The sequence below is a fragment of the Actinomadura logoneensis genome, from assembly GCF_003428695.1.
Classification (GTDB): Bacteria; Actinomycetota; Actinomycetes; order Streptosporangiales; family Streptosporangiaceae; genus Spirillospora; species Spirillospora logoneensis.
This window is the reverse complement of record NZ_QURH01000365.1, coordinates 1-628: the sequence shown is the minus strand read 5'-3', so window position 1 is coordinate 628 and position 628 is coordinate 1. Positions and strand designations below refer to the sequence as shown.

Below are 628 nucleotides of genomic sequence, written 5' to 3'. Positions count from 1 at the left end.
GGCCCGCGCCGCCGCCACGTCCGCGCCGATGTCGCCGATGAGCACGCAGTCGGACGGCGCGACGCCGAGCCGCCGCGCGGCGCGCTCGACCATGCCCGGCGCGGGCTTGCGGCACCCGCAGCCGTCGTCGGCGCCGTGCGGGCAGACCTCCCAGACGTCGAAGCGGCCGAGCAGCTCCTCGACCCGCCGGTTGACGCGGCGCACGTCGTCCTCGGTGAGCGTGCCGCGCGCGACGCCGGACTGGTTGGTGACCACGCCCACCGCCAGGCCCTCGCCGCGCAGCCGGTCGAGGGCGGCGCGGGCCCCGGGGACGGGCTCCACCTTCTCGGGGTCGCCGTTGTACGGGACGTCGCGGATCAGCGTGTCGTCGCGGTCGAACAGCACCACCGGACGGGGCCGCCACACCGCCGCGTCGCGGTGCCGGAACGTCCCGCGCACCCGGTGCGCGACGGCGGCCGGCGGGATGACGGCGCTGGTCACGGCCATCCGGACGATCTCCGAGACGGTCGCCGGGCCGGGTCTGATCCGGGCGGCGGCGAACTCGGCGGTCAGCGCCGCCCAGGCGACCCCGGCGACGACCGCCGCCCCCCGCCGCACGGGTCCGCGCCGCACGGGCACGCGCCGCGTG

General features: G+C 79.1%; 1 protein-coding gene. It reads right to left on the bottom strand.

Annotated elements, in window-relative coordinates; translation table 11 throughout:
- On the bottom strand, nt 1-612 hold a 612-nt coding region (locus DZF91_RS22755), incomplete at its 3' end, for a D-glycero-alpha-D-manno-heptose-1,7-bisphosphate 7-phosphatase (RefSeq protein ID WP_235834484.1).
- Nucleotides 613-628: the final 16 nt, after the last annotated feature.